This window comes from Streptomyces sp. NPDC001606 (genome assembly GCF_053596835.1).
Genome location: NZ_JBSFHC010000001.1, coordinates 745,655 through 770,702 on the forward strand (window position 1 = coordinate 745,655; position 25,048 = coordinate 770,702).

18 protein-coding genes are annotated in these 25,048 nt (G+C 72.8%); 4 read left to right on the forward strand and 14 right to left on the reverse strand.

Annotation, left to right across the window (positions count from 1 at the left end):
• The first annotated feature begins 16 nt into the window (after window positions 1-16).
• On the forward strand, window positions 17-1,453 hold the full coding sequence (locus ACWCV9_RS03305; protein WP_450784000.1) for an SMI1/KNR4 family protein: 1,437 nt from the start codon (window positions 17-19) through the stop codon (window positions 1,451-1,453).
• 59 nt (window positions 1,454-1,512) lie between these two features.
• Here ACWCV9_RS03305 and ACWCV9_RS03310 read toward each other — a convergent pair whose 3' ends face one another.
• The 6 genes from ACWCV9_RS03310 to ACWCV9_RS03335 are packed head-to-tail and all read right to left on the reverse strand — an operon-like array spanning window position 1,513 to window position 10,984.
• Window positions 1,513-4,533, reverse strand: coding sequence for an alpha-mannosidase (locus tag ACWCV9_RS03310; protein WP_450784002.1), 3,021 nt, complete (start codon window positions 4,531-4,533; stop codon window positions 1,513-1,515).
• A 39-nt stretch (window positions 4,534-4,572) separates the two neighbouring features.
• Window positions 4,573-6,618 (reverse strand): endo-beta-N-acetylglucosaminidase, encoded by a 2,046-nt coding sequence (locus ACWCV9_RS03315; RefSeq protein ID WP_450784003.1) that lies wholly within the window; start codon window positions 6,616-6,618, stop codon window positions 4,573-4,575.
• Complete coding sequence (locus ACWCV9_RS03320) at window positions 6,615-7,871, reverse strand: glycoside hydrolase 5 family protein (protein WP_450784005.1); 1,257 nt, start codon at window positions 7,869-7,871, stop codon at window positions 6,615-6,617. Before ACWCV9_RS03320 ends, ACWCV9_RS03315 begins: the two co-directional genes overlap by 4 nt.
• A 26-nt stretch (window positions 7,872-7,897) precedes the next feature.
• The gene (locus ACWCV9_RS03325; protein ID WP_450784006.1) at window positions 7,898-8,806 is read right to left on the reverse strand and encodes a carbohydrate ABC transporter permease; all 909 of its coding nucleotides are present in this window, start codon (window positions 8,804-8,806) and stop codon (window positions 7,898-7,900) included.
• Window positions 8,803-9,690, reverse strand: coding sequence for a carbohydrate ABC transporter permease (locus tag ACWCV9_RS03330; RefSeq protein ID WP_450784007.1), 888 nt, complete (start codon window positions 9,688-9,690; stop codon window positions 8,803-8,805). Before ACWCV9_RS03330 ends, ACWCV9_RS03325 begins: the two co-directional genes overlap by 4 nt.
• 7 nt (window positions 9,691-9,697) lie before the next feature.
• Window positions 9,698-10,984, reverse strand: a complete 1,287-nt coding sequence (locus ACWCV9_RS03335) for an ABC transporter substrate-binding protein (RefSeq protein ID WP_450784009.1) — start codon at window positions 10,982-10,984, stop codon at window positions 9,698-9,700.
• Between the two features lie 226 nt (window positions 10,985-11,210).
• Between ACWCV9_RS03335 and ACWCV9_RS03340 the strand changes: the two genes are divergently transcribed.
• Both ACWCV9_RS03340 and ACWCV9_RS03345 read left to right on the forward strand, forming a co-directional pair.
• Window positions 11,211-12,275 carry a LacI family DNA-binding transcriptional regulator gene (locus tag ACWCV9_RS03340; protein WP_450784238.1) on the forward strand — a complete coding sequence of 355 codons (1,065 nt, stop codon included), beginning with the start codon at window positions 11,211-11,213 and terminating at the stop codon, window positions 12,273-12,275.
• A gap of 87 nt (window positions 12,276-12,362) precedes the next feature.
• Window positions 12,363-13,709 carry an amidase gene (locus ACWCV9_RS03345; RefSeq protein WP_450784010.1) on the forward strand — a complete coding sequence of 449 codons (1,347 nt, stop codon included), beginning with the start codon at window positions 12,363-12,365 and terminating at the stop codon, window positions 13,707-13,709.
• A 33-nt stretch (window positions 13,710-13,742) separates the two neighbouring features.
• On the opposite strand, the gene ACWCV9_RS03350 is transcribed toward ACWCV9_RS03345, so the two are convergent.
• On the reverse strand, window positions 13,743-14,837 hold the full coding sequence (locus ACWCV9_RS03350) for a serine hydrolase domain-containing protein (protein WP_450784011.1): 1,095 nt from the start codon (window positions 14,835-14,837) through the stop codon (window positions 13,743-13,745).
• 95 nt (window positions 14,838-14,932) lie between these two features.
• Between ACWCV9_RS03350 and ACWCV9_RS03355 the strand changes: the two genes are divergently transcribed.
• On the forward strand, window positions 14,933-15,709 hold the full coding sequence (locus tag ACWCV9_RS03355; protein WP_450784012.1) for a MerR family DNA-binding transcriptional regulator: 777 nt from the start codon (window positions 14,933-14,935) through the stop codon (window positions 15,707-15,709).
• 6 nt (window positions 15,710-15,715) lie between these two features.
• On the opposite strand, the gene ACWCV9_RS03360 is transcribed toward ACWCV9_RS03355, so the two are convergent.
• The 7 genes from ACWCV9_RS03360 to glgA all read right to left on the reverse strand — a co-directional run bounded on the left by ACWCV9_RS03360 (window position 15,716) and on the right by glgA (window position 25,035).
• A complete protein-coding gene (locus ACWCV9_RS03360; protein ID WP_450784013.1) occupies window positions 15,716-16,201 on the reverse strand; it encodes an N-acetyltransferase family protein in 486 nt (161 codons plus the stop codon).
• Between the two features lie 60 nt (window positions 16,202-16,261).
• On the reverse strand, window positions 16,262-16,435 hold the full coding sequence (locus ACWCV9_RS03365; RefSeq protein WP_385846121.1) for a hypothetical protein: 174 nt from the start codon (window positions 16,433-16,435) through the stop codon (window positions 16,262-16,264).
• A 375-nt stretch (window positions 16,436-16,810) separates the two neighbouring features.
• Window positions 16,811-18,304 carry an SDR family NAD(P)-dependent oxidoreductase gene (locus ACWCV9_RS03370; RefSeq protein ID WP_450784014.1) on the reverse strand — a complete coding sequence of 498 codons (1,494 nt, stop codon included), beginning with the start codon at window positions 18,302-18,304 and terminating at the stop codon, window positions 16,811-16,813.
• Window positions 18,305-18,497: 193 nt separating this feature from the next.
• On the reverse strand, window positions 18,498-19,829 hold the full coding sequence (locus ACWCV9_RS03375) for a wax ester/triacylglycerol synthase family O-acyltransferase (protein WP_450784015.1): 1,332 nt from the start codon (window positions 19,827-19,829) through the stop codon (window positions 18,498-18,500).
• A gap of 142 nt (window positions 19,830-19,971) precedes the next feature.
• Window positions 19,972-22,293, reverse strand: coding sequence for a GH92 family glycosyl hydrolase (locus ACWCV9_RS03380; RefSeq protein ID WP_450784017.1), 2,322 nt, complete (start codon window positions 22,291-22,293; stop codon window positions 19,972-19,974).
• Between the two features lie 319 nt (window positions 22,294-22,612).
• A complete protein-coding gene (gene glgC, locus ACWCV9_RS03385; RefSeq protein ID WP_450784019.1) occupies window positions 22,613-23,833 on the reverse strand; it encodes a glucose-1-phosphate adenylyltransferase in 1,221 nt (406 codons plus the stop codon).
• 50 nt (window positions 23,834-23,883) lie between these two features.
• On the reverse strand, window positions 23,884-25,035 hold the full coding sequence (gene glgA, locus ACWCV9_RS03390; protein ID WP_450784021.1) for a glycogen synthase: 1,152 nt from the start codon (window positions 25,033-25,035) through the stop codon (window positions 23,884-23,886).
• Between the last annotated feature and the right edge of the window lie 13 nt (window positions 25,036-25,048).

Genomic DNA, 25,048 nt, shown 5'->3' on the forward strand with positions numbered 1-25,048 from the left:
CGCGTACGGTCGGAGCATGGTTGATCGGATCCCTCCCCTGCTTTCCCCGCCCTCCTCCACCTCCCTCCACGACTTCGCGACCTGGGCGCCCGTGCTGCGGCTGCTGCGGGGCAGCGCTGCGGCCGAGCAGGGCGCGGCCGGTCTCCGCGTCGCGGGGAACATAGGCCGGCACGGCTGGAGTCTGCCCGTGCGGCACCGGCGGCGGCCGGGCCGGGCCGCACAGTACGAGGACATGCGCGAGGAGGTCGAGGCCGTGGAGCGGGTGCAGGGCGCGCTCGCGGAAGCCGGCATCGGTGACATCTCGTTCACGGCACAGACGGCACCGGACGGCAGGACGGTACTGCGGCTGCTCGCCCCCAGCCCGGCCGTGGAGCCCGGCATCGGCAGGCCGCATCCGGGGGCGCTCGTGCTGGTCGAGGGCGCCGTGCCCGAGCCGTGGCGCCGCGGACCCGAACCGGTGCCGGGGGCGGTGCCGGCCCCGTCCGCCGACGTACGGCTCCTGCACCGCACGCTCCGCGAGCGGCTGCCCGGCGCCGTCGGCGCGACGGAGGAGGAGATCGCGGCGGCCGAAGCACGCCTCGGCATCGCCCTGCCCGAGGAGCTGAAGGCGCTCTACCGGGTGACCCGGGCCCGCTGGGAGGACTGGGGTGACGACGACGAGGCGGCGGAACGCGAATGCAGAGCGGTCGGCTGCGAACTCTTCCCGCTGGACGACCTCTACGTCGCCGTGGCATCGTCCCGGCGCTGCCCCTGGCGGTTCGCGGCCAAGGAAGCGGTCGTCACCCCGCCGGACGCCGCCGTGCAGGGCCTGGTCGGCTCCCCCGGCTGGATCGTGTTCGGGGACAACGGCGGCGGCGACCGGCTGGCCGTCGATCTGACGCCCGGTCCGCGGGGCCACCTGGGGCAGATCATCATGATCGGCCATGAGGAGAACATCGGCGCCGAACTGATCGCCGACTCGCTGACCGACCTGGTGCTGGGCCGGCACGCCGAGCACGGCAGAGGCTCGGGAGGCACGGGCGGGCCGGAGGCGGTGGCGTACGTCAACAGCAGTGGCGTGGGCGTGCCCGGTGTCGAGGCCGCCGCACACCCCGGCCTGGAGGTCCTGTCCATCGGGGTGTGGGACGCCGAACCCCTCAGCCTGGCCCCGGTCGTCGGGCTGCCCCGGCTGCGGACCCTCACCGCCTACCCCGGCACGCTCGCCGATCCGCTGGAGATCGCCGCCCTCACCGGGCTGGAGTTCCTGGAACTCGGTCCCGCGGACTGGCGCCGCCTCCTGGACGCCGAAGCTGTGCCGCGCACCCTGTCGGCCGCCGCCGTCTCGGTGTACGGCACCGAGGATCCGCTGTCGGTCGTGGCGCTCGCCAATGAACTGCTGGCCCTGTGGGGCCGGCCCCCGATCGTCCAGACCACCCTCGAAGGAGACCTCGGCCCCCTGCCGGACGGCAGGTGATGCCGGGTGCGACGGCCTGCCTGCCCGCGTCGGCACAGGGGACGCGGGCAGGCCCCGGGTCAGCGGCGCCGCAGACGCAGCGTCATCAGTTGGAACGGCCGCAGCGCGACCGTGAGCCGGTTGCCGTCCCGGGCCGGTGGCTCGTCCTCGCCGCAGGGCCGTTCCAGCAGGTCCGTCACCGTGTGCTCCGCGATGTCGAAGCCGGCCGTGAGGGTGGCGCGGACCCGGCCGCCGTGTGCCTCGTGGAAGCGGACCACCACGTCACCGCTGCCGTCGTCGGCGAGTTTGACCGCCGTGATGACGACCGCGTCGTCGTCCACGGTGACCAGCGGGGCGACCGGGTGGGCGCCGGTGGTGGGCCGCTCGGGCAGATTGATCCGCCAGCCCTCGCGGACCGCGTCCGCGATCGAGGCGCCCGGCACCAGGGCGTGCCGGAAGCGGTGGACGCCCTGGTCGGTCTCGGGGTCGGGAAAGCGCGGGGCGCGCAGCAGCGAGACCCGGACCGTGGTGGTCGTACCGCGCTCACCGGGTCCGCGGACGGTTCGGGTCACATCGTGGCCGTACGTCGAGTCGTTGACGACGGCGACGCCCCAGCCGGGCTCGGCCAGGTGGACGAAGCGGTGGTTGCAGGCCTCGAACTTGGCGGCTTCCCAGGAGGTGTTGGTGTGGGTCGGGCGGTAGGCGTGCCCGAACTGGGTCTCGGACGCGTACCGTTCGGCGTGCAGGTCGAGCGGGAAGGCCAGCTTCAGGAACTTCTCGGTCTCGTGCCAGTCGACCTCGGTGTCGATGACCAGCCGGGGCTCGCCCGGCGGCAGTGACAGCAGCTGGGTGACCCGCGAGCCGCCGAAGGTCCGTACGATCCGCACCGACGCGCCGTCCTCGCCCGCGCCGGTCTCGTCGGCGTCCGTGAGGTCGGTGACGGTGTTGCGGTAGAAGGCGTCGACGTCCCAGGCGTCCCACATGTTCGGGAAGTCCGGGTGCAGCTGGAGCAGGTTGGCGGCGGCGCCGGGGGCGATGGTCTCGCGGCCCGCGGCCAGGTCGTAGGCCGACACGACGAGACCGCGTGCGTCGACCTCGACGCGCAGCAGTCCGTTGTCGAGGACGTGTCCGCCGCCCTCGCGTGCGGTGAGTGTCGTCCGGCCGTCCACGGCCGCCGGGGCGGCACCGCCGGCGGGGACGCCGTGCCGCGGGTGCGGAGCGGAGTTGAAGACCAGCTGCGTGGTGCCGTCCCCGGCCAGGGCGCGCTGGGCGGCGGCGATGATGCCGTTCAGTTCGGCGGCGACCCGCTCGTAGGTGGCGCGTGCCTCCCGGTGCACCCAGGCGATGGACGAGCCGGGCAGGATGTCGTGGAACTGGTGCAGCAGGACCGTCTTCCAGATGCGGTCCAGCTCCGCATAGGGGTAGCGGAAACCGGTGCGTACGGCGGCGGTCGCGGCCCAGAGTTCCGCCTCACGCAGCAGGTGTTCGGCACGCCGGTTGCCCTGCTTGGTCCGGGCCTGGCTGGTGAGGGTGGCGCGGTGCAGTTCGAGGTACAGCTCGCCGACCCAGACGGGCGGGTCGGGGTACTCGGCCTCGGCCTTCTCGAAGAAGGCGCGCGGGGTCTCCCAGACGACGGTGGCGGAGCCTTCGAGGTCGCGCAGCCGGGCGGCCTTGGCGACCATCTCCCGGGTGGTGCCGCCTCCTCCGTCGCCCCAGCCGGTGGGGGCGAGGGAGTGCCGGGCCCGGCCCTTGTCCCTGAAGTTCCGTGCCGCGTGGGCGAGTTCGCTGCCCTTCATGGAGCAGTTGTAGGTGTCGACGGGCGGGAAGTGGGTGAAGATCCGGGTGCCGTCGATGCCCTCCCACCAGAAGGTGTGGTGCGGGAAGGTGTTCGTCTGCGACCAGGAGATCTTCTGGGTCAGCAGCCACTTCGAGCCGGCCGCCCGGATGATCTGCGGGAGTCCGGCGGCGAAGCCGAAGGTGTCCGGCAGCCAGGCCTCCTCGTTCTCGATGCCGAACTCGTCGAGGAAGAACCGCTTGCCGTGCACGAACTGCCGGGCCATCGCCTCCGAGCCGGGCATGTTGGTGTCCGACTCCACCCACATCCCGCCGGCCGGCACGAACCGGCCCTCGGCCACCGCCTTCTTGACCCGCGCCCAGACCTCGGGCCGGTGCTCCTTCACCCACGCCCACTGCTGGGCCTGGGACATGGCGAAGACGAAGTCGGGCTCGTCGTCCAGCAATGCGGTCATGTTGGACGTCGTACGGGCCACCTTGCGTACCGTCTCGCGCAGCGGCCACAGCCAGGCCGAGTCGATGTGCGCATGTCCGACGGCGCTGATGCGGTGCGCGGAGGGCACGGCGGGCGCGGACAGCACCCCGGTCAGCTGCTGCCGGGCGCGGTCGGCGGTGGCGTTGACGTCCTGGAGGTCGACGGCGTCCAGGGCCCGCTCCACCGCGCGCAGGAGGTCGTGGCGGCGGGCGGAGTCCACGGGCAGCTCGGCCATCAGCTCACCGAGCACCTCCAGGTCCAGCACGAGCTGCCAGACGGTCTCGTCGAAGACGGCGAGGTCCATGCGGGTGAGGGTGTACTGCGGTTCGTGCCCGGCGGTGTCCTGGTCGCCGAGCCGGGTGGGCAGGAAGGGGTGGTAGTCGAGGATGACCGGGTTGGAGGCGGCCTCGATGTGCAGCCGGACCTCCTCGCCGCCGGCGACGGGCGCGCCGACGCGGACCCACTGGTTGCGCGGGTTGAGGCCCTTCACCGGGGTGCCGTCGGGCCGGTAGACCAGGCCCTCGCACTGGAAGCCGGGCATGTTCTCGTCGAAGCCCAGGTCGAGCAGGGCCTCGACGGTCCGGCCGGCCCACTCCGGCGGCACGGTGCCGGTCACCCGGAACCAGCTGGTGCCCCAGGGGGCGCCCCAGCGGGCGCCCACCGCGATCGGCTCGGGCTCGGCGGCGAGCCCCTGCGCCACGGGTACGGGCTCCCCGGACGCGTGCCACACCGCGACCTGGAGCGGCACGGACTCGGGGTACACGGCGGGACGGATGCGTTCGTCGAGGACACGCCGGAGGCGGGCTTCCACCAGAGTGCGGTCGTCATGCATACGGGGGTGCTCCCTGCTGGGTTCCGGTGACCGCGGTGATCACCAGGGGTGGGTGACGGTGGCGGGCGCTGACGAGGTGTACAGCTCCCCTACGGCGCGTATCTCCAACCGTGCGGTCCGCTCGCCCGGTTCGCGGCGGAGGCCGGAGAGGAAGTAGGCGTGCTGACAGGTGGCGCCGAGGAAGCGGCGGGTGCCGTCGCGGAGGAGGCGGTGCAGGGTGTAGTGGCGGACGGTGCCGGGGGCCGGGTGCCAGGCGAGCCGGAGATCGCCGCCCGTGGCCGCGGTGACGCGGGCGCCGGAGGGGGCGGCGGGGGTGGGCGGGGTGCCGGCGGCGCGGACGGCGATCCCGCCGAGCCGCCAGCGCACCGGCCCGGCGGGGGTGCCCGGGGTGGCACCGGCGGTGGCGGTGAGGCGGACGCCGAGGGCGTGGATCGTGCCGGACCACCCGGTGAGCCGCAGCGTCGACCGCTGCCAGCGGTGGACCGGCTCGGTGTTGACCGAGTTCACCGGCAGATAGGTGTACGGCGGTGTCGCCCCGGCGCCGCTCGGCTCGGCCATGGCCACGGCGAGCTCCACGTGCACACGCCCCGCGTCGGTCCGGTGGATCAGCTCGACCACCGCGTCGTCACCGATCGGCAGCCGGGTGGCGTACACATCGACCACCACGGGTTGATCCGGTTCGCCGGCGACCAGCACACTGCTGCCGCCCCGCCACGCGTCCGCGAAGTCGAAGCCGACCGTGGGCCGCGCTCCGGCCGTCCGCACCACCCACTGCCGGGACGGCAGCCGGTCCTGGAGCCCGAGATGGTTCCACGGCGTCCGCGAGGTGACGACCCCCGCCTCGTACCAGCGCAGCCCGTGGCCGGTGTTGAAGACGCTCGCGAACGGCACCGAGGTCACCGTCGACCGGTCCGCCACCGACACCGCCGGCGCCCGCCAGGGATCGTCGGGGTCCGGCCGGGCGGGATCCAGGGACCGCCCGGTCCAGAACCGGTCGTCGGCGGCGTGGAAGTCCTCGGGGGCGCGCCGGTCGGCGGGCAGGTGGTTCCGCGTCCACTCCGGCCGGTAGAAGCCGATCGAGGTGGTGTGCGGCGAGCCGGCCGGCACGATCGCGTCCCAGTCGACGGGCGTACCGGTCCCGTTCGACTCGACGTCGACCCCGGCCCACAGCTGGTACCGGCTGCGCCCCAGCCGGCCGGCCTCGGTGCCCGAGGCGGCGAGCGTGGCCGCGCTCCAGCCGAAGTCCACGAACAGGGCGTCGGCGGCCTGGAAGAAGGCTTCGTTCCGGCTGTCCAGGGCGCCCTGCCAGTCCACGGTGCCGTCCACGGTCATCGCGTCGTACCAGGTCACCCGCTGTCCCCGGGCGGCCGCGAGCGTCCTCAGCTCCTGGACGAAGCCGGTCATCGCGGTGCCGAGCGCGGTGTCCCCGCCGCCGGTCTCGGCGTTGAGGAACCAGCCGTCGAAGCCGTACGCCGCCGCGACCGCGACGAGCCGGGCCGCCAGCGGATGGCGCCCGGCGGCGTCCCGCTGCACCAGGTCCCGGGTCCACCGCAGCTGTCCGCCGTACGCCTCCGGGGGCAGGAAGACGGTGCCGAGGACGGGGACGCCGTGCCGGTGGGCCGCGTCCACGACCGGCGCGTTGGGGGCCAGGATCAGCCCCTCGCCGGCCGAGCCGCCCCAGAACACCAGCTCGTCGAGGTAGGCCCAGTGGGTCGGGGTGTAGTAGTCGGCGGTGGCCGAGCCCTGGGCGGGGTTGGCGGAGGTGGGGGCGAAGGAGACCAGGGCCTGGATGCGGGCCTGGCCGGACCGGGCCGAGCGGTTGGCCGGGGTGGGGGTGAAGCGGGGGGCGAGCGGCACGGACGCGGCGTTGCAGGGCAGGTCGGGATCGTCGGCCGGGTGCCAGCTCTTCAGGCTGCGCCAGGTGATGCCGGGGCCGGGGCTGCCGGAGGGCAGGGAGTCCGGGTACCAGTAGGAGGCGTACGGCGGGGTGGCCGCGGTGGAGCGCGGGGAAGCGGCGGCGGGCCGGGCGGGGCCGAGGGCGGCCGCGCCGGCGGCGAGCAGGACGGCGCGTCGGGTGGGGTTCACGAGCGGGTGCCTCCCGGGGGTGTGGGGCGTACCTGGTCGTGGGTGACGACCTCGGTGATGCCGCGCGCGGCGAGGTGGCCGTGGTCGCCGGCGCGGGTGTCCAGCACGGTGGTGGGGCGGGCGCCGTCGGCGACGAGGCGGAAGAAGGCGTCGTAGACCGGGCCGCCGGGGGCGCAGCGGGAGCGGTGCCGGGGGTCGGCGGGGACGACCAGGGCGGTGCCGCGTACGGCCGGGGCGGAGCGCGGGGTCCGGGCCGCGGCGGCCAGCACCCGGGCGATGTCCTTGGGGCGCCGGGCGCTGGTGAAGAGGCCGAGGGTGTGTTCGAGTTCGGGGAAGTCGGCCAGTTCACGGGCGACGTCGTGGGAGCACCACCAGGTGATGCCCCACAGGTCCGGGCAGTCCAGGGCGTTGTCGATGGTGGCCGTGGCGAAGGCGGCCGCGTGTTCGGCGGGGACGAGCGGCGCGGGTGCGCCGACCTCCTGGAGCCAGACGGGGCGGTGCGGGTCGTCGGCCCAGGCCTTGCTCAGCTCGATCAGATAGGCGGCGTGGTGTTCGGCCGGGACGGAGGTAGGGCCGTGGCGCTGGGCGGTGCCGTTGAAGACCCAGGAGTGCACCGCGGTGAGGGCGCCGCGGCGGGCGGCCTGGGCGGGGGTGAACGGCATGTCGTCCTGGTACCAGGTGGCGTCGTACTCGGCGTGCAGGTGCTGCCGGCCGGGGGCGCCCTGTTCGCAGGCGGCGAGCATGCGGGTGAGCCAGGCGTCGATCTGGTCGGCGCTCGCCCGGTCGGGGTCCGGGTGGGGGCCGGCGGAGAACTGGTTGACCTCGTTGCCCAGGGTCATGCCGAGGAAGGTGGGCCGGTCGGCGAGGGCGGCGGCGAGGGTGCGCAGATAGTCGGCCTGGCCGTCGAGCACGCGCGGGTCGGTGAACAGGTTGCGCCGGTGCCAGGTGCGGGTCCAGGCGGGCAGGAAGTCGAAGCTGCTCAGGTGCCCTTGGAGGCCGTCCACGCTGATGTCGAGGCCGCGTTCGGCGGCGGCGTCGGCGAGCGCCACCAGCTGGGCGACGGCGCGGGGCCGGATCAGGGTGCGGTTGGGCTGGAAGTAGGGCCAGAGCGGGAAGACCCGGATGTGGTCCAGGCCCAGTCGTGCGATGCCGTCGAGGTCGGCGCGCACGGAGTCGAGGTCGAAGTCGAGCCAGTGGTGGAACCATCCTTCGCTGGGCGTGTAGTTGACGCCGAAGCGTACGGCAGCAGGCATGGTGTGTCCTTGTGGCGTACGGCGGTTCAGCCCTTGACGGCGCCCTCGCCGACGCCGCGGAAGAAGTACCGCTGGAGGCAGGCGAAGAGGGCGAGGAGCGGCGCCACGGCGATGACGGTGCCGGCGGCGACGAGCCGTTCGTCGTCGGCGAAGGTGCCGTGCAGATAGTCGAGGCCGATGGTGAGGGTGAACCGGGACGGGTCGCTGAGCACGATCAGCGGCCAGAGGAAGTCGTCCCAGGCGCCCATGAAGGCGAAGATCGCCACGACGGCGAGACTGCCCTTGACGGAGGGCAGGGCGATGCGCAGGAACCGCTGCCAGACGTTCGCGCCGTCGACGTAGGCCGCCTCCTCGATCTCGTACGGCAGGTTGCGGAAGGCGCCGCGCATCAGCAGCACGTTCAGCGCGCCGATCGAGCCGGGCAGGACGACGCCGACGAGGGTGTTGTTCAGGCCGAGTTCGCGCATGGTGGTGAACTGGGCGATGAGGATGCCCTCGCCGGGCACCAGCATGGCCAGCACGAACACGAGCGCGGTCACGCGGCGGCCGCGGTAGCGCAGCCGGGCCAGGGCGTATCCGGCGAGGGCCGCGCCGACGCAGTTGGTCACGACGTTGGCCGCGGCGACCTTCAGGGAGTTGAGGGCGTAGTCCCAGACGGGGATGGTCCGGGCGACCCGGGTGTAGTTGTGCAGCGTGGGGTGGGCGGGCAGGAGGCTCGGCGGGGAGCCGTAGATGTCCTCGGTGGGGCCCTTGAGGGAGGTGGACAGCTCCCACAGGAACGGGCCGGCGGTCAGGGCGAGGACCGCGAGCAGCAGCAGGTAGCGCAGGCCCAGCTCGACCGCACCGGGCCGGCGGCCGGACCAAGCGGTGCGCCGGGCCGCCCGGGGCGCGGGGCCGGCGGGCGGCGCCTGCCGGGTCCGCTCCACGACGCTCACGGCTCCTCCCGCCGGTCGGCGCGCAGCACCAGCAGCATCAGCGCGACGGTGACGGCGAACACGACGACGGAGAGGGCGGAGGCGTAGCCGACCCGTCCGGTCAGTCCGGTGCCGGTGCGCTGGACGAGCATGACCAGGGTGGTGTCCTCGCCGGCCGGTCCGCCGCTCGGTCCGGCCATCAGGTACACCTCGGAGAAGACCTTGAACGCGGCGACCGAGGACAGCGCGGCGACCAGGACCATGGTGGGGCGTACGGCGGGCACGGTGACCGTGAGGAAGCGGCGTACCGGTCCGGCGCCGTCGACGGCGGCGGCCTCGTGCAGTTCGCGGGGCACGTCGGCGAGCGCGGCGAGGTAGATGATCATGTAGTAGCCGAGGCCCTTCCACACGGTGACGGCCATCGCGCTGAGCAGGAGCAGCCACTGGTCGCTGAGGAACCCGATCCGGCCGATGCCCACCGCCTCCAGCACCGAGTTGACCAGGCCCCGCTCGTCCAGCAGCCACACCCAGATCAGTCCGACCACCACGATGGAGGCGACGACGGGGGTGTAGAAGGCGGAGCGGAAGAAGGCGATGCCGGGGATGTTCTTCTGCACCAGCAGGGCGAGCAGCAGGGGCAGCACGACCAGCGCGGGTACGACGCCGAGGACGTACAGCGCACTGTTGCGCAGCCCGGTCCAGAACATGTCGTCGTGGAGCAGCTCACGGAAGTTGGCGAGGCCGACGAAGCGGCCGGGCAGCAGGGTGCGCCGGTCGGTGAGGGAGTTCACCAGGGTGGACAGGAACGGGTAGAGCACGAAGGCGCCGGTGACCAGCAGTCCCGGTGCGGCGAACAGCCAGGGGCTGAGCAGGCGTTGTCGTCTGATGCGGGTGGCGGCGGCCATGGCCGGGTCAGCTCTGCTGGAGCAGGCGGTCGGCGGCCCTGACAGCGTTGTCGAGGGCTTCCCGGGGGGTCTCCTTGCCCTGGAGCGCCTTGGCGACCTCGTTGCGCAGCGCGGTCTTCATCTGGTCGCTGAACAGCACCGGGGTGTAGTTGACCGCTGTCTTCAGGGACGTGGCGGCGGCGATCCGGACCCGGGTCTCGTCGGTGCCGTCCTCCTTGGTGAAGTACGGGTCGTCGAGGGAGCCGGCGGTGCTGGGGAAGATGGCGACCTTCCGGGCGAAGGACATCTGGTTGCGCGCGTCGGTGACGAAGTGGGCGAACGCGACGGCGGCCGGGATGTGCCCGCTCCGGGAGTTGACCATCACGCCCATCACGTACATGTTGACGTGCCCGGTGCTGGTGATCTGGTCGGTGATGCCGATGTGCCGGTAGAGGTCCGGCGCGTTCTTCTTGAAGTTGTCGAGGTCGAGGGCGCTGCCGGGGTTCATGGCGACGGCGCCGGTGAGGAACTTCTTTCCGGAGGACTCCGGGGTGGCGGTCAGCGCCTGCGGGTCGAGCGCCTTGGCGTCGTACAACTCCTTGTACCTGGTGAGCAGTTCGATGCCCTTGGCGTCGTTGAAGGCGAACGCGGTGCCCTGCTTGTTCATCAGCGGGACGCCGTAGCGCCCGAAGTCCTCGATGGTGGGCACGTTGGCGAGGGTGGCGACCCGGCCGCCGCTGCGGTGGGCCATCCGCAGGGCGTCGGCGAAGAGTTCGCCGTACGTCCTGGGCGGCCGGTCGGGGTCGAGCCCGGCCTGTGCGAACAGGTCCTTGTTGTAGAACAGCGGCCCGGTGTTCAGATACCAGGGGAAGGCGTAGGTGCCGCTCATGCCCGGCACCCGGTGGCCGGCCCAGGCGCCGGGCAGGTACTCGGCCCGGTACTTCGCGGCGGCCTTGTCGAGGTCGAGGGCGAGTCCGGCCCTGGCGAGCGGGGCGACCAGGTCCGGGGAGACGTTGACGACGTCGGGCAGGGTGCCGCCGGCGGCGTCCGCGCTGAGCTTGTCCGGGTAGCCCTCGGCGGGCTGGTCGATCCATTTCACATGGGTGCCGGGGTGCTGTTTCTCGAAGTCGGCGATCAGGCCGTCGAAGTACGGCGTGAAGTCGGCCCGCAGATTCCAGGTCTGGAAGGTGATGTCCCCCTGGATCTTTCCGGAGGCGTCGGGCTGTCCCCCACCGCCGCTTCCGGAGCCGCAGGCGCTCAGCGGCAGCAGGAGGGTGAGGGCAGCGGCGGCGAGGGATCTGCGGGACAGGGGCATGGCGGCACGACTCCCTTGACCAGGAGGGCAGTTGGGGGCGACGCCGACGACATTGCCCGGCGTTTTCCGGGAAAGTCAATGAGCCCGTCCTGGCTAAAGAAATTAGCGTTTCAACAGGGCAGGTCAGCGGGGCTCTGGCGGAAAGCTTGCCGCGATTCGCTAATGCGCTTTAGGGTCTTGACCCTCAAGCGCATTAGCTCGTACCGGAAGGGGGCGGGACATGGATGTGCCGGCCAGACGGTCTCCCGCGCGCCGACCGACCATGAAGGACATCGCCCGCCGGGCCGGGGTCTCCGAGAGCGCCGTCTCCTTCGCGCTGAACGGCCGTCCCGGTGTCTCCGAGGCCACCCGGGCGCGGGTCCGCCGGGTCGCGGAGCAGCTGGGCTGGCGGCCCAGCACGGCGGCCCGCGCGCTGTCCGGCGAGGGCGCCGCGACGGTCGGCCTGGTCCTCGCGCGGCCCGCGCCCACGCTGGGCGTCGACTCCTTCTTCCTGCAACTCGTCTCCGGCGTCCAGGAGGTGCTGGCCGAGCGCCACCTGGGTCTGCTGTTCCAGGTGGCGCAGAACGTGACCGAGGAGTGCGCGGTGTACCGGCGCTGGTGGGCCGAGCACCGGGTGGACGGCGTCCTCGTGGCCGACCCGCGCGCCGAGGACCCGCGCCCCACCCTCCTGGACGAGCTGGGCCTGCCCGCCGTGCTGATCGGCGGCGCGCCGGGCACGCACCACCCCGGCCTGTCCACGGTGTGGGCGGACGACGCCGGCGCGATGGCCTCCGTGGTGGACGAGCTGACGGCACTCGGGCACCGCCGGATCGTGCACATCGCCGGCCTGCCGGAGCTGGCGCACACCCAGCGCCGTATCGCCACGCTGCGCGCCCAGGCGCAGCGGCACGGCCTCACCGAGGTCCGCTCGGTCCCCACCGACTACTCCGACGCGCAGGGGGCCGCCGTGACCCGCCGGGTGCTGCGGGGGCCGGCACCGCCGACGGCGCTCATCTACGACAACGACGTGATGGCCGTGGCCGGTCTGGCCGCCGCGGCCGAACTCGGTTTCCGCGTCCCCGGGGACGTCTCCGTGGTGTCCTGGGAGGACTCGGCCCTGTGCCGTATGGTCACCCCCCGCCTCTCCGCCCTCTCCCGCGACAGCGCGGAGTTCGGCCGTACGGCGGCCCGTGAACTGCTCGCGCTGCTGGACGGCGCACCGGCCCGCGCGGTCCGCGTACCGGTGCCGCGGCTGACGGGCCGGGCCAGCACGGGGGCGGCGGCGGGCGGCGGGCCCGGCTCGTCCGGATGAGCCCGCCCGCCTCTCGACGTGGCGGCGCGGAGGCGGCACAGTTCTCCCTGCACCGTGCTTGATACCAGCGAGTAGTCGAGGAGTGCCGTGGGGAACTGGGCCGGGCGGAGCGCCATCGAGATCGCCGACGCCGTGCGCGGGAAGCGGGTCACGCCCCGGGAGGTGGTGGCCGAGCACCTCGCGCGGATCGAGCGGCTCGACGGACGGATCGAGGCGTTCCGGAAGGTCCGCGGCGCGGCGGCGCTCGCCGAGGCGGACGAGGTGGCCGCCCGTTCCGACCTCGCCGAACTGCCGCTCGCCGGTGTGCCGGTGGCGGTGAAGGACAATCTGGCCGTGCGCGGTGAGGCGTGCCGGAACGGCTCGGCCGCCACCGCGGACACACCGGCCGCCGAGGACCATGTCACGGTGGCCCGGCTGCGGGCCGCCGGTGCGGTCGTGGTGGGTCTGACGAACGTGCCCGAGCTGTGTGTCTTCGGCACCACGGAGGGGGTGTACGGCACCACGCGCAATCCGTGGGACCCCTCCCGTACGGCGGGCGGTTCCTCCGGGGGCAGCGCGGCCGCGGTGGCCGCAGGGCTGGTGCCGCTGGCGCTCGGCAACGACGGCATGGGCTCGCTGCGCATCCCGGCCGCCAACTGCGGCCTGGTGACGCTGAAGCCGGGACACGGGGTGCTGCCGGCAGGGATCGGCAACGGCGACTGGTTCGGCATGTCGGAGAACGGTCCGCTGGCCACGACGGTGGCGGATCTGCGGCTGCTGCTCGGTGTGCTGGGCGGCACGGATGTCCCGGCGGCGGACGAGCCGGCCCGTCTGACGATCGCCGTGGGGCTGCGCAGTCCGCTCGCCGGGGTGCGCGTGAGCCGCCCGTACACGACCGCGGTGCGGCAGGCGGCGGGGGTGCTGGCACGGGCCGGGCACCGAGTGCGGCGGGCCGAGCCGCCGTACCCGCTGTCGTTGGGCGTGACCTCGCTCCAGCACTGGACGGCGGGTACGGCGGTGGACGCGGCGGCGCTGGATCCGGCACGGCTGGCCCCGCGGACCCGGGTGCACGCGGCGGTGGGCCGGCAGTTCGTCCGCACGGTGCGCACCGGCGACGGCCGGGAGCGGCTGCGGAACCGGCTGCTGCCGTTCCTCACCGAACACGACGTGCTGCTCACCCCGGCGCTGGCCCGGCGTTCCCCGCAGGCGGGGCCGTGGCACCAGCGCGGCTGGCTGCGCAATGTGCTGGCCAACACGGCGTACTCGCCGTTCACCCCGCCGTGGAACCTGACGGGCTGGCCCGCGATGTCCGTCCCCTTCGGCACCCTGCCCTCGGGCGCACCGTGCGCCGTCCAGCTCGTCGGCCGCCCGGGCACGGAGGCCGCCCTGCTGGCCGTGGCGGAGGAGCTGGAGCGGCTGCACCCCTGGCGGCGGACGGCGCCGGTGGCGGGCTAGCGGCGCCGTCCCGGGCCGACCCGGGGACGCCTCCTAGGCGAACACCGCCTTGACTAGGGTCTGCTTCACCTTCTCGAACGTCCCGGCCAGGGTGGGCAGGTCCATTTCGGCGTCCCCGGAGGTCAGCGAGCCGGTCAGGGTCCTGGTGCCGTCGGGCGTGCTGTACATCAGCGCGCCCCAGCCCCAGAACCCTCCGTTGTGGTGGAGGATGGTGCCGCCGCCGTCCAGTTCCTCCACGAACACGCCCAGTCCGTACCCCATCGTGGGGTCAGGGACGCGCATTTCGGCCAGCAGCTCGGACGGGATGAGCTTGCCGCCGTTCAGTGCGGCGAAGAACGTGTGGAGGTCCCGGCTGGTCGAGATCATGTCGCCGGCGGCGGATATCCAGGAAGGGTTGAAACGGGTGGTGTCGATCACCTTCCACCGGCCGGCGTCGTCGTAGCCGTAGTAGCCGTGGGCGTGCGGCTCGGGGATCTCCTCGCGGGTCTCCGGCAGCAGGGTGCCCGTCAGCCCAAGCGGGCCCAGGATCAGCCGGTGCGTCTCCTCGGGCAGCGAGCGGCCGGTGACCTGCTCGATCAGCAGCCTGGCCAGGACGTAGTTGGTGTTGGAGTAGCTCCAGGCCGTCCCCGGGTCGAACCGCGCCGGCTTCGCCAGCGCCCCCCGCACCAGCTCTTCCGGCCGGTAGGTCGCATGCTGGAGGTCCGCCCACTCCTTGCCCCATCCGGCGACCACACCGGCCTCGACCGACCCGTCCTGGGAGAACTCGCCGGTGAAGTTGAACAGCCCGCTGGTGTGCTGGAGGAGCATCCGTACCGTGATCCGCCGGTCGAGCCCGAACTCGGGCAGGTGGTCGGCCACCGGGTCCTCCAGGCCGAGCCGGCCCTCGGCCACCAGCTTCAGGACGACGGTCGCGACGAAGGTCTTGGTGGCGCTGCCGACCCTGAAGTGCCCGTCGGTCGGCGGCTTCGCGGTCCGGCCCAGCTCGCTCACCCCGGCACTGCCGGCCCACTCTCCGAGTTCGTCGTTCACGCGCAGCTGCACGCCGGCGAAACCGGCGTCGACGATCTCCTGCATGGCCTTCCGCAGCTCGGGGCGGTCCTGCGCGGCGGCGGTGTTCTGCTCACTCATGGTGATTCCTCATCTCGCGTCGGCGGGTGCGAGAGGAGCGTGGACCCTGCCCCAAGGTCAAGGTCAAGGCGACAGATGAGCGCTAGGCTCGCGCCATGGCAGACGGGCTCACGATCGGTCAGGCGGCGGCTTTCGTCGGCATCACCGTGAAGACGGTGCGGCACTACCACCGGCTCGGCCTGGTCGCCGAGCCGGAACGGGACCATTCCGGCTACCGGCGCTACGGGTCAGCCGATCTGCTGCGCCTCGTCCAGGTCAGGGCCGTGGCGGGGGCGGGCGTGCCGCTGGCCGAGATCGGCGAGCTGCTCGACGCCGAGCCCGAGCGGTTCGCCACCGCCCTGGACGACGTCCGCCGCCGGCTCACCGCACAGATCGAGGAGCTGACCGCCCGCCGCGACACCCTGCACCGGCTGGCCCACGGCGATCGGGCCCTGCTGCCCGACCGGGCCTGCGCGGTCCTGGACCGACTCGCCGAGCTCGGCTTCAGCCCCGAATACGTCACCACCCAGCGGGAGGCCCTGGTGCTGTCGCGGGCGCTGGCTCCCGAGGTCTTCGACCTCTTCCTGGTCAACCTCGAACACCGGCTGGGCGACCCCGAGTTCGTCGAGCTGACCAAGCGCGGCTGGGAGGCGAGGTCCTGGGATCCCGACGACCCGCGGATCGAGGAGCTGGCCTCCGCGGTGGCCGCCAACCTGCTGGCGGACCGCGCGCTGCTGACGATGCCGGCCGTACGACGGCACCGGCCCGACGCGGCCTCCCGGTACGGCGTGGTCAACCACCATCGGGAGGACGAGGCACCGTCCATCGCACGGCTGAACACGCTGATCGAGGGGCATCTGCGCGCGGCGGGCATCGAGGTCCCGCGTCAGTGACGGACCCTAGTCCAGCGCGCGGTACATGATGTGCAGCCCCACCGGTCCGTGCCGGGGGTGGTCGAACGCCGCCGGGACCGTGCCGAGGACGGTGAAGCCGAGGGAGGTCCACAGGCGGACGGCGGGGTTGGTCTCCACCACGGCGTTGAAGACCATCGCGCGGTAGCCGTGCGTGCGGGCCTCGGCCAGGACGTGCTCGGCGAGGGCGCGGCCGACGCCGCGGCCGGTGTGGTCGGGGTCGACCATGAAGCCGGCGTTGGCCACGCGGGCCGCGGGCCCGCCGTAGTTGGCGGTGAGATAGGCGGAGCCGACCACGGTGCCGTCGTGGTCCTCGGCGACGTAGACGCACTTGGCGGGGGCCATCCACAGAGCGCGGGCCGCTTCCTCGGTGGTGTCGGGGTCCCAGGAGTAGGTCTCGGCGGCGGCGACGATGCGGTGCCAGAAAGGCCAGATCCGCTGCCAGTCCTCGGCCACGGCTTCTCTGATCTGCATGGGCGTGAGTCTGTCATGTCACGCCCATGCGAGCGGCCATCGTGAGGAGGCGGCCCGGGGTCAGTCGACGCTGGGCAGGATGTGGGGTTCGGCGAGGTCGTCCTCGTAGCCGGCGAGGCGGATCGGGGCCGACCGGGCCCAGACGTCGAGGCTGCCGATCTCTCCGGGCCGTCGGCCCGTGCGCTCCGTGCGTTCCTTGGGGCGCTGTTCGGGATTCGTCTTCTCCGGTGTCACCGCGCACTCCTTATGTGTCGGGTCACCCTTGGGGCATACCGGACAGCTTGCGTTCCGGCGGTCGACGCCCGCTCAGGTCTGGATACAGGGCCAGTTCGGACGCGGTGGCGCCGGTACCTCATGCGGAGCAGGCCGTTGTCGACCGGCTCGCCCCGGGACGGACGATGGGTGTGGGTGGGACCCCTGACTGCTGTCCGTCCACCTCAGGTTAACCAAATGAGCGCCCCTGCGCTCGATAGGGAGCGCAAACTTGGTGTAACTATCGCGCTAAGCCCAGCCCCTCAATACCCCTCAATATGCCGCTATTTGTAACGAAGCGCAGCACATGAGGGGTCGACTGAATCACCCGTCCGGCCTACGTGCGCGAACGTCCGGTCACCACTTGCCGGGCGCGTAGTCCTTCATGAAGACGCCGTAGAGGTCATCGCCGGCCTCGCCGCGGACGATCGGGTCGTATACGCGCGCGGCGCCGTCGACCAGGTCGAGCGGGGCGTGGAAACCCTCCTCGGCCAGCCGCAGCTTGTCGAAGTGCGGGCGCTCGTCGGTGATCCAGCCGGTGTCGACGGAGGTCATGAGGATGCCGTCGGTCCGGAACATCTCGTCGGCGCTGGTCCGCGTGACCATGTTCATGGCCGCCTTGGCGGCGTTGGTGTTGGGGTGACCGGCGCCCTTGTAACCGCGGTTGAAGACGCCCTCCATCGCCGAGACGTTGACGACGTACGAGCGCCCGCTGGACGCCTTCCGCGCGGCCTCGGCCATCGCCGGGCGCAGCTTGCTGATGAGGATGAACGGCGCGGTGTAGTTGCACAGCTGGGTCTCGAGCAGCTCGACCGGGGAGATCTGCTCGATGGTCTGCACCCAGGTGTTGCTCTCGACGACGTCGGGGAGGAGGCCGCCGGCGTCGATGGCGGTGCCGTCCAGGTGCCGGGCGACGCTGGCGTTGCCCGCGACGAGGGCGAGGTCGGCGACCTTCTGCGCCTCCAGGCCGCTGGTGCCGACGGGCAGCGCGGCGATGCCGTCGACGGCGCCGGAGTTGAAGGCGCCGATGACCTGGTGGGCGGGGAGTTCACCGGCGGGCAGCGGGGCGTTCTCGCCCTCGACCAGGGCCGCGTAGGCGGAGGGCAGCCGGCGCACGGTCTGGGTGGCGTTGTTGATCAGGATGTCGAGCGGGCCGGCCTCGGCGACCTGCTCGGACAGGGCCACGGCCTGCGCCGGGTCGCGCAGGTCGATGCCGACGACCTCCAGCCGGTGCAGCCAGTCCGCCGAGTCCTCCATCGCCTTGAACCGGCGGATGGCGTCCTTGGGGAACCGCGTGGTGATGGTGGTGTGCGCGCCGTCCCGCAGCAGCCGCAGCGCGATGTACATGCCGATCTTGGCGCGGCCGCCGGTGAGCAGGGCGCGCTTGCCAGTGAGGTCGGCGCGGGCGTCCCGCTTGGCCCGGTTCAGCCGGGCGCACTCGGGACAGAGCTGGTGGTAGAAGTAGTCGACCTCGACATAGCGGGTCTTGCAGGTGTAGCAGGAGCGCGGGCGCTGGAGTATGCCCGCGATCCGCCCCTCCTCGACCTTGGAGGAGGGCAGGATGCCCTCGGTCTCGTCGTCGATGCGCTCGGCGGAGCCGGTGGCGGTGGCCTCGGTGACCGCCTTGTCGTGCGCGGTCTTGGCGGCCCGGCGCTCCTGGCGGCGGCGCTGCTTCACCGTGCGGTAGATGTGCGAGGTGGCCCGGCGCACCGCGATCGCGTCGGGGTGGTCCACGTCGAGCCGGTCCAGCTCCTCCAGCACGCTCAGGCAGACGGCGAGCCGCTCCGGGTCGATACCGGGGCCGTAGACGACCTCGTCCATGGCCGTGGGGCCGTCTTCTGTCACCGTCATCGCGCTGCCGCTTCCCTGATCACCTGCGCAGCGCTCCGACTCGCGCCCGCTTTCGAACGCTGAATTTTACGAAGCGGTGGGCCCGGCCACCAAACCCATGATCAGGAACGGGTCTGCCGGGGCTTTCGGGGCTGGCGGGGCATCCGTGGCTGTGGGGCGGAACCGGCTCCGCCCCACCTCCCGCGGCCGTGGCTCAGGCCTGGCAGGCCACCAGCAGCGACCCCACCTCCTCCACCACCGCCCGCGCGAACACGTCCAGGTCCGGCACGGCCTGCGCGTCGGCGACCAGGCCGTAGTGGACCCGCCCCCGGTAGGTGGAGATCGCCACCGCCAGGGACTGCCCGGGCGCGAGCGGCGCCAGCGGATACACCTCGGCCAGTTCGTGGCCCCCGAGCCGGAGCCCGGTCCCCGGCAGCGGCACGCTGGTGACGAGGATGTCGAACCACAGCCGGGCGGCCTGGCCGACGAGCGGCCCGCCGAGCCGGTGGCCGAGCGCGGGGACATGGTCGGCGAGCAGGGCGACGGCACCCGCGCCCCGGTCGGGGCCCGCGTCCTTGTTCCGGACCATCGCGGCCCGCACGGCACCGAGGCGGTGGAGCGGGTCGGGTTCGTCCACCGGCAGCGGTATCAGGTAGCCGGAGAGCCGGTTGCCCTGCGGGTGCGCGGTGCGCGGGCGGCGCCGCGAGACGGGGATCAGGGCGCGGGGCGCCACCCCTTTGCTGCCGTCGCCGCGCTCGTCCAGCCAGCGGCGCAGCGCACCGGCGACGACGGCGATGAGGACGTCGTTCACGGTGCCGCCGACGGTCTTGCGCACCCGGTGCACATCGTCGATGTCGAGGACGACCCCGGCGGTGCGACGGGTGCCGCTGGGCGGGGAGGTGAGCGCGGAGGTCGGGCGCATGCCGAGGGTCGAGCGGGCCAGCGAGGCGCCGATGTCCAGGGCCCGGCCGACGTCGGACAGGGCGCCCCTGACCAGCTCGGGGACGAGTCCGGGCAGCCGGCGCACGTCGGCCAGCAGGCCGCGCGGCGGTTCGATGGCACGGGGCGGGCGCTCGGGCAGGTCGATGGGGTCCAGGACGCCGGCGGCGAGCTTGAGCGCGCGCAGCCCGTCGGCGAGCGCGTGGTGGAACTTGAACAGCACCGCGAAGGACACCCCGTCCTCGCCGGGCAGTACGTGCGCCTCCCACGGCGGCCGGCCGCGCTCCAGCGGGCGCTCCATCAGCCGGCCGGCGACCGCCTGGAAGTCGCCGGTGGGGGCGTGCAGCCGGACGTGGTGCAGCGGGTCGAAGTCCGGGTCGGGTTCCCGGGCGGCGGCGCCGAAGGCGAGCGGCTGCCAGACGTCCCGGATGCGCATGCGCAGCCCGGGGACGGCGGCCGCGCGGGCCGCGAGCAGGTCGGCCGCGTGCGCTCCCGCGGTCGGCGAGTGCGCGCCGAAGACACCGAGCGCACCGAGGTGCATCGGATGCCGGTCGGACTCCATGTTCCAGAACGCCAGGTCGAGGGGAGCGAGCAGATCGGAAGTCAAGGGCTTGCCTCACACATCGGCGACGGATGCACAGCAGTCAATCCCTGTCCGCCGATTACGGTCAAGTACGATCAAGTTACGCACAGTTAACGGCGGATTAAGTCCCGCCCCTGGAACGGGGCGGAACTCGGCAAACAGCTGGTCACCTGAGTACGGGCGGGGCCGCGTCGGGTGACGTACCCCACTCGGACGGGCGCGGGCCGACGGTGAACGCGAGGGAGCGCAGCGAGCGCAGCGCGCCGGTGGTCACATAGGTCCGTGCCTGCGGCCGTCCGTCGGCGCGCACGTCCTGGATGTAGCGGTCGGCGGCGGAGGTGCCGGGCGCCGTGACCGTCAGCCGGCCGCTCGGCCACCAGCGGCGGTCGAGGGCGAGGTCGACCCGGTCGAAGACCGGGGTGGACAGGCCCCAGGTGTCGTAGCCGGGCTGGATCGGGAACAGGCCGATGGACGACAGCACGTTCCACGCGGACATCGTGCCGAGGTCGTCGTTGCCGGTCATCCCGGTGGGACCGTCGGTGAACAGGGTCAGGGCCGCGTGCACGACATCGGTGGTCTTCCAGGGCCGGCCGGTGGCCAGGTAGGTGTACGGCGCGATGAGGTCGGGCTCGTTCATCGGGTTGTACACGGCCGCGTTGTAGTAGGCGTACGGGTCTCCGTGCACCCACACCTCGCGGGCGGTGCGCGCCGGGTCGGCGAGCAGCCGGTCGTAGGCGAAGAAGCGGTCGAGGCGCTGGTTCGCGGCGTTCCTGCCGCCGATCAGGTCGATCATGCCGGGCAGGTCCTGCGGGACGAGCCACTGGTACTGCCAGGGCGTGCCCTCGTGGAAGCCGGTACCGCGGGCCGGGTCGGCCGGGCCGGTGAAGGCGCCGGAGGCGTCGCGGGCCCGGAAGAAGCCGGTGGCCGGGTCGAAGACGTTCCGGTAGTTGCGCGACCGGGCCGCGTACCGCGCGGCGTCGCCCTCATGGCCGAGACCGCGGGCCATCTGGGCGAGCATCGCGTCGGCGAGGGCGTACTCCAGGGTGACCGAGCCGCCGTGGTGGTAGTCGGAGTCGCCCATCTTGGTGTACGGGCGGTCCTTGATGTACGGCGCGAACCCGTGCTCGATGTACTCGGCGTTGGCCTCGCGGCCGATGCCCGGGTAGTCGGCGGGCGGCACCCCGTCGGCGTTCTTCCGGAGCACGCGGTAGGCCCGCTCCTCGAACCCCTTGAGCAGGCCCGTCTGGTAGGCGGTGGTCAGGAAGGGGGTGACCGGGTCGCCGCTCATCACGTTCGTCTCGACCGGCCCGTACCCCCACTTGGGCAGCCAGCCGCCGTCCTCGTCGACCGCGAGCAGCGACCGGGCCATGTCCCTGGTCTCGCGCGGCGCGAGCAGCGCGAGCAGCTGGACCTGGGTGCGGTAGGTGTCCCACAGCGACCAGTTCTGGTAGTACGTGTAGCCGTCCGCGTGATGGGTGCGGCGGTCCCAGCCGGTGTAGCGGCCGTCGGCGTCGCTGCCGACGTTCGGCGCGAGGAACGACCGGTACAGCGAGGAGTAGAAGGTACGGCGCAGGGTGCCCGTGCCGCCCTGGACCCGCACGGCGGAGAGGCGCCGCTCCCACTGCCCGCGCGCCCGTTCGCGCACGGCGTCGAAGGAACGCCCGCCCTCGGCCCGCAGATTGGTGGCGGCGCCGCGCGCGTCGACGTACGACAGCGCGGTGGTCGCCTCGACGGTGCGGTCCCGGGTGGTGTCGAAGCGGACGTAGGCGCCGCCCGTCCCACTGCGCGCGCCCGGGGTGACGGCCGGGCCGTCCCAGGTGCCGTACGCCGTGAAGGGCCGGTTGAAGCGGGTGATGGTGTACACGGTGTACGGGCCGGTGTCCCGGCAGAAGCCGTGGCCGGTGATCTCCGTGCGCACGGTGCGGTCGTCGAGGATCTCGACCCTGCTGCCGGCCGGCTTGTGCAGTGCCTGGGCCGCGTTCAGCAGGACGTTGGCCTTGTCGGTGGCGGGGAAGGTGTAGCGCTGCACGCCGGTGCGCGCGGTCGCGGTCAGTTCGGCGCGGATGCCGGAGGCGAGACCGACGCGGTAGTAGCCGGGGCTCGCCTCCTCGTCCCGGTGCGAGAAGGCGGCCGCGTACCGGGCGGCGTCCGTCTGGGTGACCTCGCCGGTGGTGGGCAGGACGGGCAGGTCGCCGCCGATCCGGCAGCCGACGCCGGAGAGATGGACGAGGGAGAAGCCGCGGATGCGGTCCTGGGTGTAGTCGTAGCCGGTGCTGTGCCCGGTGTCCGGGGAGAGTTGGACCATGCCGAAGGGCACGGCCGCGCCCGGGAAGGTGTTGCCCTCGTTCTGGCTCCCGATGAAGGGGTTCACCAGGTCGGTGAGGTGGCCGTCGGTCCGCTCGGCGGCCCGTGCGGCGGGGGTGGCGATCAGCGCGGACGCTGCCATCACCCCGGCCAGGCACAGCCGTGTGCGCCGGGTCCCTCTCATGTCGGATGACCTCCGGAGGTTCGACATCGTTGCCTGCATCCTGAGGGCCGGGCGGCGCAAACCCGGGCAACCGACAGGAATCACACGGAACGCGTCGCCCGCACCGGGCGCGCTTGTGGCGAGACAACCTCCGTACGCACGGGAACGGAGCCCCGTGAGAAACCATCCGAACATGCCCCGGTCGCCGGCCAGTTGGGTCCGCGAGGCCATGCGGAATTCCCCGGTCCGGATGCGCAGCACGGGCGCTACGGCCTCCAGACCGTGCTCGCCTGCCTGGCCGAACCGGCGGACCGCGGGGTGGGCGGCGGCCGGCCGGGGCTCAGGGGACCCGCTGGCCCTTCCCCAGGGCGATCACCCCGCCCTTGGAGACCGTGTACAGCTCGGCGTCCCGCTCCGGGTTGACGCCGATCGTCGCGCCGGGCGGAACCTCCACGTTCTTGTCCAGGACGGCGCCCCGGACCACCGCGCCGCGGCCGATGTGCACGTTGTCGTGGAGCACCGAGCCCTGGACGACCGCGCCGGGGTCGACGCGCACCCCGGGCGAGAGCACCGAACGGGTGACCTGGCCGCGGATCAGGCAGCCCGCGCTGATGATGGACTCGCCGGCGATGCCGCCCGCGTTGAAGCGGGCCGGGGACAGCTGGCCCGAGTGGGTGTAGATGGGCCACTGGCGATTGTAGAGGTTGAACGCGGGCCGCTCGGCGATGAGGTCCATGTGCGCCTCGTAGTAGGCGTCCAGCGTGCCCACGTCCCGCCAGTAGCCCTGGTCGCGGGTGGTCTCGCCCGGCACGTGGTTGTCCTCGAAGTCGTACAGCGCGGCCTCGCCGCGGGCGGTGAGCCGGGGCAGGATCGAGCCGCCCATGTCGTGCACGGAACTCTCGTCCTCGGCGTCCCGGTGCAGCGCGTCGATCAGCGCCTTGGTGGTGAAGACGTAGTTGCCCATCGAGGCGAACACGGTTTCGGGGTCGTCGGGCAGCCCGGGCGGATCGGCCGGCTTCTCCAGGAAGCGCTCCACGGTACGGCCGTCCGGGCCCGGTGTGATCACGCCGAACGCGGAGGACTCCGCGCGCGGCACCCGGATGCCGGCGACGGTCACCCCCGCGCCGCTCTCGGCGTGCTGGGCGATCATCTGCCGCGGGTCCATGCGGTAGACGTGGTCGGCGCCGAACACGGCCACGAACTCGGGCTGTTCGTCGTGGACGAGGTTGAGGGACTGAAGGATCGCGTCGGCGCTGCCCAGGTACCAGCGTGGGCCGAGCCGCTGCTGGGCCGGGACGGGGGTGACGTAGTTGCCGAGCAGGCTGGACATCCGCCAGGTGGTGGTGATGTGCCGGTCCAGCGAGTGCGACTTGTACTGGGTCAGCACACAGATGCGCAGGATGTCGGCGTTGACGAGGTTGGACAGCACGAAGTCGACGAGCCGGTAGGTGCCGCCGAAGGTGACCGCGGGTTTGGCACGGTCGGCGGTCAGCGGCATCAGGCGCTTGCCCTCCCCGCCCGCCAGCACGATCCCGAGCACCGAAGGCTTTCCACGACGCATGGCCGCTCCCCTCACCCTGCTTGAACCATGGCTGCCCCGCGCAGACGGCGCTACGCCTGCTTGAGGACGTCCTCGTAGAGCGCCGCGGTCCGGCGGGCCACCGCGTCCCAGCCGAACTCCCCGGCCGCGCGCTCCCGTCCGGCCTCGCCCATCCGCCGGGCCGCGGCCGGATCGCCGAGCACGGCGTCGAGCGCCCCGGCGAGACGCGCGGGGAAGGCGTCGTCCAGGTCCACCAGCACGCCCGTACGGCCGTCGTCCACCACCTCGGGTATCCCGCCGACCCGGGAGGCGACGACCGGGGTGCCACAGGCCATCGCCTCCAGGTTGACGATGCCGAGCGGCTCGTACACCGAGGGACAGACGAACACGGCGGCGTGCGTGAGGAGTTGGACCACCTCGGTGCGCGGCAGCATCTGCGGGATCCAGAACACCCCCGCGCGCACCCGGCCCAGTTCGGCGAACAGCTCCCGGAACTCCCGGTCCAGCTCCGGTGTGTCGGGCGCGCCGGCGCACAGCACGACCTGGACTCCCGGGTCGATGTCCCGTACCGCGCGCAGCAGGTGGGGCACGCCCTTCTGCCGGGTGATCCGGCCGACGAACAGGACGTACGGGCGGGCGGGGTCGATGCCGTGCCGGAGCAGGGCGTCGGTGCCGGGATGGGGCCGGTAGAGGCGGGTGTCGATGCCGTTGTGCACGACGTGGACGCGGGCCGGGTCCAGGGCGGGGTAGCACTCCAGGATGTCCGCGCGCATGGCGCCGGAGACGGCGATGACCGCGTCGGCCGCCTCCAGCGCGGTCCGCTCGGCCCAGCCGGACAGCGCGTAGCCGCCGCCGAGCTGCTCGGTCTTCCAGGGGCGCAGCGGCTCCAGCGAGTGGGCGGTCGCCACGTGCGGGACGCCGTACAGCAGCTTGGCGACATGGCCGGCGAGGTTCGCGTACCAGGTGTGGGAGTGGACGAGTTCGCGGCCCTCCAGCGCGGCGGCCATGGCGAGGTCGACCGAGAAGGTGCGCAGTGCGTCGTTCGAGCCGTCGAGGGCGGCCCAGGGGCGATGGCGTACGACGCCCACGCCGCGGCCCTCGCCCCAGCAGTGCACCTCCAGGTCGACCAGGGCGGCCAGTTCCCGGGCGAGGAACTCCACATGGACACCGGCGCCGCCGTACACGTCCGGGGGGTACTCCCGGGTCAGCAGTCCCACTCGCACCCGACAACCCCCT

What these genes read in the sequence shown, in the direction of transcription:
- ACWCV9_RS03305 (WP_450784000.1), top strand. Translation starts at nt 17, where the DNA reads ATGGTTGATCGGATCCCTCCCCTGCTTTCCCCGCCCTCCTCCACCTCC.
- ACWCV9_RS03310 (WP_450784002.1), bottom strand. Translation starts at nt 4,533, where the DNA reads ATGCATGACGACCGCACTCTGGTGGAAGCCCGCCTCCGGCGTGTCCTC.
- ACWCV9_RS03320 (WP_450784005.1), bottom strand. Translation starts at nt 7,871, where the DNA reads ATGCCTGCTGCCGTACGCTTCGGCGTCAACTACACGCCCAGCGAAGGA.
- ACWCV9_RS03330 (WP_450784007.1), bottom strand. Translation starts at nt 9,690, where the DNA reads ATGGCCGCCGCCACCCGCATCAGACGACAACGCCTGCTCAGCCCCTGG.
- ACWCV9_RS03335 (WP_450784009.1), bottom strand. Translation starts at nt 10,984, where the DNA reads ATGCCCCTGTCCCGCAGATCCCTCGCCGCCGCTGCCCTCACCCTCCTG.
- ACWCV9_RS03350 (WP_450784011.1), bottom strand. Translation starts at nt 14,837, where the DNA reads ATGAGTGAGCAGAACACCGCCGCCGCGCAGGACCGCCCCGAGCTGCGG.
- ACWCV9_RS03355 (WP_450784012.1), top strand. Translation starts at nt 14,933, where the DNA reads ATGGCAGACGGGCTCACGATCGGTCAGGCGGCGGCTTTCGTCGGCATC.
- ACWCV9_RS03360 (WP_450784013.1), bottom strand. Translation starts at nt 16,201, where the DNA reads ATGCAGATCAGAGAAGCCGTGGCCGAGGACTGGCAGCGGATCTGGCCT.
- ACWCV9_RS03370 (WP_450784014.1), bottom strand. Translation starts at nt 18,304, where the DNA reads ATGACGGTGACAGAAGACGGCCCCACGGCCATGGACGAGGTCGTCTAC.
- ACWCV9_RS03380 (WP_450784017.1), bottom strand. Translation starts at nt 22,293, where the DNA reads ATGAGAGGGACCCGGCGCACACGGCTGTGCCTGGCCGGGGTGATGGCA.
- glgC (WP_450784019.1), bottom strand. Translation starts at nt 23,833, where the DNA reads ATGCGTCGTGGAAAGCCTTCGGTGCTCGGGATCGTGCTGGCGGGCGGG.